The organism is Chryseobacterium rhizosphaerae, from assembly GCF_003385455.1.
Taxonomy (GTDB): Bacteria; Bacteroidota; Bacteroidia; order Flavobacteriales; family Weeksellaceae; genus Chryseobacterium; species Chryseobacterium rhizosphaerae.
On the sequence record NZ_QNUF01000054.1, the window covers coordinates 1 to 7428 of the forward strand.

3 protein-coding genes are annotated in these 7428 nt (G+C 38.7%); all 3 read left to right on the top strand.

The features are described from left to right. Positions 1-140: 140 nt before the first annotated feature. Positions 141-1781, top strand: a complete 1641-nt coding sequence (locus tag DRF57_RS23085) for a T9SS type A sorting domain-containing protein (protein WP_115921093.1) — start codon at positions 141-143, stop codon at positions 1779-1781. Between the two features lie 4 nt (positions 1782-1785). Further along, positions 1786-4668 (top strand): RHS repeat domain-containing protein, encoded by a 2883-nt coding sequence (locus tag DRF57_RS23090; protein ID WP_123863378.1) that lies wholly within the window; start codon positions 1786-1788, stop codon positions 4666-4668. Positions 4669-4690: 22 nt separating this feature from the next. Beyond that, positions 4691-7428, top strand: a 2738-nt coding sequence (locus DRF57_RS23095) for a DUF6443 domain-containing protein (RefSeq protein ID WP_115921095.1), incomplete at its 3' end; no start/stop codon positions are given.

Sequence of the window (7428 nt, forward strand, 5' to 3'; positions counted from 1 at the left end):
GCTACAGAAATTAATAGTGAAAAATAAAAATACCAAGTTGTAATAAAATCCATAATCAATACAATAAAATAAATCTTTTCGCAGTGGCATAAAAAGGATATTTTTGCAATCGAATTAAAATAATGATAATTACACAATCCATGAAAAAACTCTACATGGGTGCATTTACCTTATGCACCATTCTGAGCCTCTCTGCCCAGGAAGTCATCTGGCAGAAGGACATCAAATCTTCCACTCAGGATTTTCTCAATCAGGTAATCACAACCATTGACCAGCAATATCTTATCACAGGAAGCAGCATTCAGGCTAAAAGCCAGTCTTTAGCTGCCAATAGCCAAAAGCTCAATAACGGTTACGATTTTCATTTGGTAAAACTCAACCAGCAGGGCGAGCAGGTTTGGGAGAAATATTTTGCCGGACAAAACCACGATTATTTATCCGCAACTGTGACCACTCAGGATGGAGGATTTCTGGTTTCCGGTACTTCCTATTCCGGAAAAGGACTGGATAAAAAAGATGATTCCAAAGGGGGATCGGATATCTGGCTGATCAGGCTGAATGAATTTGGGGATGAACTGTGGCAGAAAACCCTGGGAACTTCCTCAGATGAAGAAGCCAAAGCCGTGATTCAAACCACCAACTTAGGCTTTTTTGTGGCCGGAAATATTCAAAACTCATCCAAAGGTTACGGTTCAAAAGATGTCTGGATCACCAGACTGGATAAAGACGGAAAAGAATTGTCTCAGCTTATTCTCGGCGGAAGAGGCTTGGATGAAGTAGAAAAAATGATACCCACGAAAGACGGCGGAGCATTGTTAGGAATCTATTCAAGGAGCTCCGAGGTTCTGGGTTCCGGGGTTGGAAATCCTGAGACTAAACCTTCGACTGAAAGACCAGCTGCCTCGATAGCCATTAGCCAAATGCCAAAAGCCAGCAGCAATTTTGGCGAAGGTGACTACTGGATCGTAAAGCTGGATAAAAACGGAAAAGTAGAATGGGAAAAGAACTTTGGCGGGAAAGGCGATGATCATATCAGAACCCTGGCTTTAACTTCAAACGGTTTTATCATCGGTGGAGAGTCCAGATCCGAGAGATCCGGAAACAAATCAGTAGGTATTGAAGAAGGCACAGACCTTTGGTTGATCTCACTGAATGAAAGAGGAGATGAACAATGGCAGAAATCTTACAATTTCAAGAACAGGGATATTTTGATGGGAATGAATGTGATACAGAGTCAAGAGTCAGGATCCAGAAACCAAGATGCCACAAAAGGAATATTGCTGGGAGGGTATACCCAGGCGGAAGGAAGAATAGAGAAGGATGATGAGACTTTCTGGATGCTATATCTGGATGGAAACGGCAATGAACAATGGAGAAAACATGTGAGTGGAGACTCGAGAAAAAGAGAGGAGAGACTTTCAGATTTGAGACTTAACAGAGATGGCTCAATTATTCTGGCAGGAACCAGTGCTGAGGAATTAGGAAAAGAGAACTGGAAAATCGTGAAACTGGGAGACAAACAGGTGGATCAGTTAATAGAAAAACATGATATCAAGATTTATCCGAACCCTGTATCCGATTATGCTTATGTAGAAATCGGCTTTGATTTTAAAGAAGCAGATATTATGCTGTATGATATGAGCGGAAGACAGCTTCAAAGTCTGAAAACAAAGAATAATGTTACCAAAATCAATACACAGGCTCTTGTACAAGGCGCTTACCTGGTGACCATCAAAACGGATACGAATAAAACGGCGAATGCCAAATTGATTAAAAAATAACAGAATGAGAAGGAACTCTATTTTAATGAAAGGGATAATCATAAATTTTATGATGTCCATTATCGTAAATGCTCAACAGGGAGATATTAATTTTGGAGATCTGCCACGACCTGTTCCCTCAGTATCTTCATTACCTACTTATACTGAATCACCTATTTCGTTGGCAACAGGAATACCGGATATTAATTATCCTTTACTAGCACTGCTAACCAATGATAAGAGCATTTCTGCGAATTTATTGCTTCAGTATCATCCGGCAAATATGGATGAAACACAGGCCGGTAGTGAAGTTGGTATGGGATGGACGATGTTTTCCGGAGGAGTAATCTCAAGAGAAATAGTTGATGAATTGGATGAAAGATACGATGATGCCAGTTGGCAGTATTATCAAAAGAATAAATTTAATGACGTTTATTATTACAATCTTCCGGGGATATCTGGTAAATTCAAAATAGAAAGAAATACAGATAATAATACTTTTAAAGTACTTAATCTAACTCCTAATAATATTAAGATTGAGTATACCAGAAATAGCAATAATGCTACTTTAATTATCAATTCCTTTACTATAACTGATGGCAATGGTTTTAAGTATTTATTCAATGACTACGGTCAGAGTAGAAGTTATAGAAATGCCATTACGAGTGGGACCTTGTATAAATCAGCTTTTTATCTTACTCAGGTTAAAAATGCTGCCAATGTAGCACTGCTTAGCTTTGAATACCAAAAGGAGAATAAAATGGTACCGGGAAGTACTAATATTTTATATCAGATATGTAAGGTAAAGAATATTACATCTCCGGGATTGGGGTCTATTGTTATTGATTATAATTATGATCAGACGTTGGAAAACACAATGAATGACCCGTATAGTATTACGAAAGTTTCTCTTAAAAATAGTATTGGAAATATAATAGGGCAATATGGTTTTGAATACATGATGATGGGGTACAGTATTTTTGGATCTATCGAAACAGCAAACAAGAGGACTCTCACGCGTATTCATAAAATAAATTTAGAAAACCTGACAGGGCCACCACTGGAAACCACTAAGCTGCTTTATAGCCAGCTGCCCTATTTCTCACCTGAAAACAGTTATGGTCCCGGAGACCCCTGTAATGCTACAGAGGGAGTAAATTTAGCTCGATACGCTGTAAAAACTCTTAATAAGATTGTTATGCCGACAGGAGGAATGGTAGAGTATAATTACGATGCGAATGAATATTATACCAATAAAAATCTTCCAGGTTATGCAACACCCGGCTCTTTTGGAGATCCCAGTGTGCAATATATGAGTACATTTAAAGGCATAGCTGTTAATACCAAGCAAACCAATACTTATACTTTTCAGGTGACAGGAGATCCGGGAGTATTAAAAAAGATCTATATAACTTTTGAAGCTACGAAGTATAAACCTGTTTTTGCTGATGATTCTTTTATTGATTATAGTATTGGAGGATCTGGATCTACTTATACCTGCTATAACTATAATGATCCTGAATTAGAAGGAAATGCAAGGTCATTAAAAAACTTCGACCTATACCCGGGTACTTATACGATTACCATGTCAGGTACCGGAGGACATGGAGAGATGACGATTCAGGAAATAAAAAATATTCCGGCTCCTTTTAGGAATGCCAGCAATAATAATCGCCAATTGGGAATCCGTATAAAGAATGTGAAATATTACAATTCTGAATTCAATCCTGCCTTACAGAAATCAACTGACTATAATTACAATGTATTCAACGATCCGAACAGTGTAAGCGGTACTATTTTTTACCCTGAAACAGAAAGTTCATCGACTGTAGGTACTCCTTTTGTTTTATATAAAAATGTAAAAGTGACGAATAGTGGAAACAATGGATATGTCAACTATTATTTCAAAACGCCCAATGATTATCCTAAATTTCCATATACCCATAATGGGAGCAATGTAAGTTTCTGGCCCTACTACAATATAACCAGAGCGGGTGTGCAGGAAAAGAACGAAGCATATAATGCCCAGAATAAGCCAGTTTCAGCCTCTCTTTATGATTTTAGTTTTGAAACGTTAAATGATTTCCCGGATATAGCTGTGGATGGAGGTTTTACTAAAAAGGCTTATCTGAAAAGTTCAAAAATTACCACTAAGAATTATCAGGATAATAACCGATATGTAGAAAACAAAGTAGAAACTGAGTTTAATACCACGAATTTTAGAGTGGCATCTGTAAAGGAAACATCGTCGGATGGTAGTATTTCAGAAAAATACATAAGCTATCCTATAGGATTAGCAGGATATCAAAATCTTGAGAATGCTAATATGATAGGAGTTCCTGTAATTACCGAAATAAAAAATAATGGTAAGGTCATTTCAAGAACAGAAGTGAAATACAATGGAACGATTGGAGTATATCCATCTTCCGTGATCGCTGTCAATCCGAATGACAATAGTACTAAAACAGTGGTTAGGTATGACGAATACGATTCCAAAGGAAATATAAAGCAAATGACCTCCAATCCTGATGTTGCAGGAGGAAATCCGTCGGTTATCATTTGGGGGTATAATCAAAGTTTTCCTATTGCCAAAATTGAAGGGGCAAAACTTTCTGATATCGGAACCCTGGCCGACGATATTGTTTTAAAGTCCAATGCAGATGTAGATGCTTCTTCTGAAGTCACTCTCATGAATGCGTTAGACAGTTTCAGAAATAACCCTGGTGTAAAGAATTTCATCATTACTACCTATACCTATGATCCTATGATTGGTATTACAACGGTAACACCCGCCACTGGATTAAGAGAAATCTATAAATATGATAAGAACGGAAGATTAATCTCAGTAGTGGATGTTAACGGTAATATTATTAAAGATTACAAGTACAATACAAAGCCGCAGCTATAATAATTTATACAATTAATCAGCTATGAAAAAAATAATATCAATCATATCTTTTCTTGTTGTGGCTTTGTTTCATGCGCAAAGTTTAACAACTACAGAAAATTATATATACAGCAGGACCTATTTAGAGCCTGTTACTTCAGAACAGCCTGGTGCTGCACAGATCCAAGGAGTCCAGTATTTTGACGGATTGGGAAGGACTACCCAAAGCATTGCTATTAAAGCATCTCCCAATGGCAAAGATTTAGCTGTTCCTACTATGTATGACCAGTCAGGAAGGAGGACCAAAGATTTTATGCCTCAGCCAGTAGATAGCCAAAATGGAGCTTATATTCCGGGCATAGGAGAAAGTTCTGTAAATACATATTATGGCGTTTCCAATACCTATTCGGAAGTTCAGTATGAACAGTCTCCCTTATCCCGAGCGGTAAAAGCAGCCGCTCCCGGAGCTGAGTGGCAGATGAACGGAACCCATACCCAGAAGTTAGAGTATCTATCCAACAATACAGGTGAGGTTAAAAGATTTAAAGCGGTAACCAGCTGGAATGCATCGGCTCAAATCAATGATGTCTCTATCCTTACAGCTCCCAATGACCCGTATACCACCAACGGATATTATAATGCCAATACATTGTATAAAACGGTTACTAAGGATGAGAATGATAATGAAACCCAGCTATTTATTAATTCAGGAAAACAAACCCTGTTATCGCGAAAGATTAATAAAAAAGCCAATGGAACGACAGAAAACCTGGATACCTATTATGTATATGATGAGTTTGGTAATCTTTCGCTGGTGATTCCTCCAAAAGCTTCAGTCTCAGCATTAACTTTGTCTTTACAGGACCAGCTCTGCTACCAGTATAAATATGACAAATACCACAGGGTTGTAGAAAAGAAACTTCCTGGAAGGGGCTGGGAATATCTGGTATACGATCAGCAGGGCCGCGTTGTGCTTTCTCAGGATGCTAATCTGCGAACGACAGGCAATAATTTCACCAAAAGAGGCTGGCTGTTTACTAAGTACGACAAATTCGGAAGAACAGTGTATACCGGGTTCTTTGCTAATACAGCGGAAAGAGCTGCAATGCAGGCTGCACTGAATAATATGTCTGCCAATGCCAATAATAACGAAATTCAAAGTACCACTCCATTTACCCTTAACGGGATGGATATTTACTATACAAAAACAGCTTTCCCAACAGAAAGTATGACGATTCTGAGTGTTGATTATTATGATGAATATCCTGTAGGATCACCAGACCAACCGGCACTAATACAAAACCAAACCACCTTAGCATCTGTTCCGACAACTATTGTTTCTAACGGATTAAGCTCAGTGAGAAGCACAAAAACACTTCCTACTGCAAGCTATACCAAGAACATAGAGAATGACAGCTGGTCGTCTTCATTTGTCTGGTATGACACGGTAGGAAGGGTAATTGGAACCTTTGGTAACAATCATTTAGGAGGGTCTACACAGACCGAAGTACAACTGGATTTTTCCGGAACACCGCAAAAAACCTTTACCTATCATGCCCGTAAAGCAAATGAACCGGGGGTAACCATTAAAGAACGGTTCATCTATGATGCACAGAAAAGACTTAAACAGCATTATCATCAGGTAAACACTAATCCAGAGGAGCTGCTGACAGAAAATACCTATAATGAGCTTTCTCAACTGATCAACAAGAAAGTAGGAAACAATCTGCAGAGTATTGATTATACCTATAATATCCGGGGCTGGCTGACAGACATTAACAAAAACCAGATGGGGCTAGCTGATCTGGGTGGGAAGTTATTTGCTTACAGAATCAAATACGGCCAAAAAGAAGGGATTGATAATCCCGATCAGGTTCAGTTCTCAGGAAAGAATGTGACTCCGAAATACGACGGCAGCATTGCGGAGATCGATTGGAGAGCTGTAGAAACAATAGGGGTAAATCCACCCTTAACTCCAAAAAGATATGGATATTCATATGACAGTATGAACAGGATTCAGGCAGGATATTACCAAAACCCGAATAATCCTTACAGTAAAGAGAATACGGAATCTTTAGACTATGACCTGAATGGGAATATCAACAGCCTGTACAGGACTTCGGTAATAGCATCCGGAAGCAATACCGCTACGGTAATAGACAATCTAAGCTACACCTATACGGGAAATCAGGTAATAAAGATTACCGATGATTCTCAAAACTTTGCCGGCTATGAAGGGGGTGGAGGTCCCATCACTTATGATGCAAATGGAAATATGCTTACCATGCTGGATAAGGGAATACAGTCTGTTAAATATAATTTCCTTGATCTTCCTGCTGAAATGCTCATGACCAAAAACAGTAATGAACTTGTTGCTGTAAAGACTTTATATAGGGCAGATGGAACAAAGTTAAGAAAAGAGAGCAGTACCAGTATAACAGGAGTTGTAGGATCTACTACTACGAATAAAACTACAGATTACCTGGATGGCTTTCAGTATCTGACCACTGAAAATGTAGATACAGGGGGTGGTACAGGATTAGAGATGCTTTCTTTATCTGGCAGAGCAATGGAGCCGGAGGCTTTTTCCCCGGATGTAACAAGAAAGCTTACTCCTAAAACTCCCGATCTACAGTTCTTTGCCACTGCAGAAGGATTTTATGATTATGCAAAAGATCAGTATATTTACCAATACATAGACCAGCTTGGAAATGTAAGGGTTTCTTACGGAAGAAACAGCACAGGAGTTCTTGAGATTACAGATGCCAATGATTACTACCC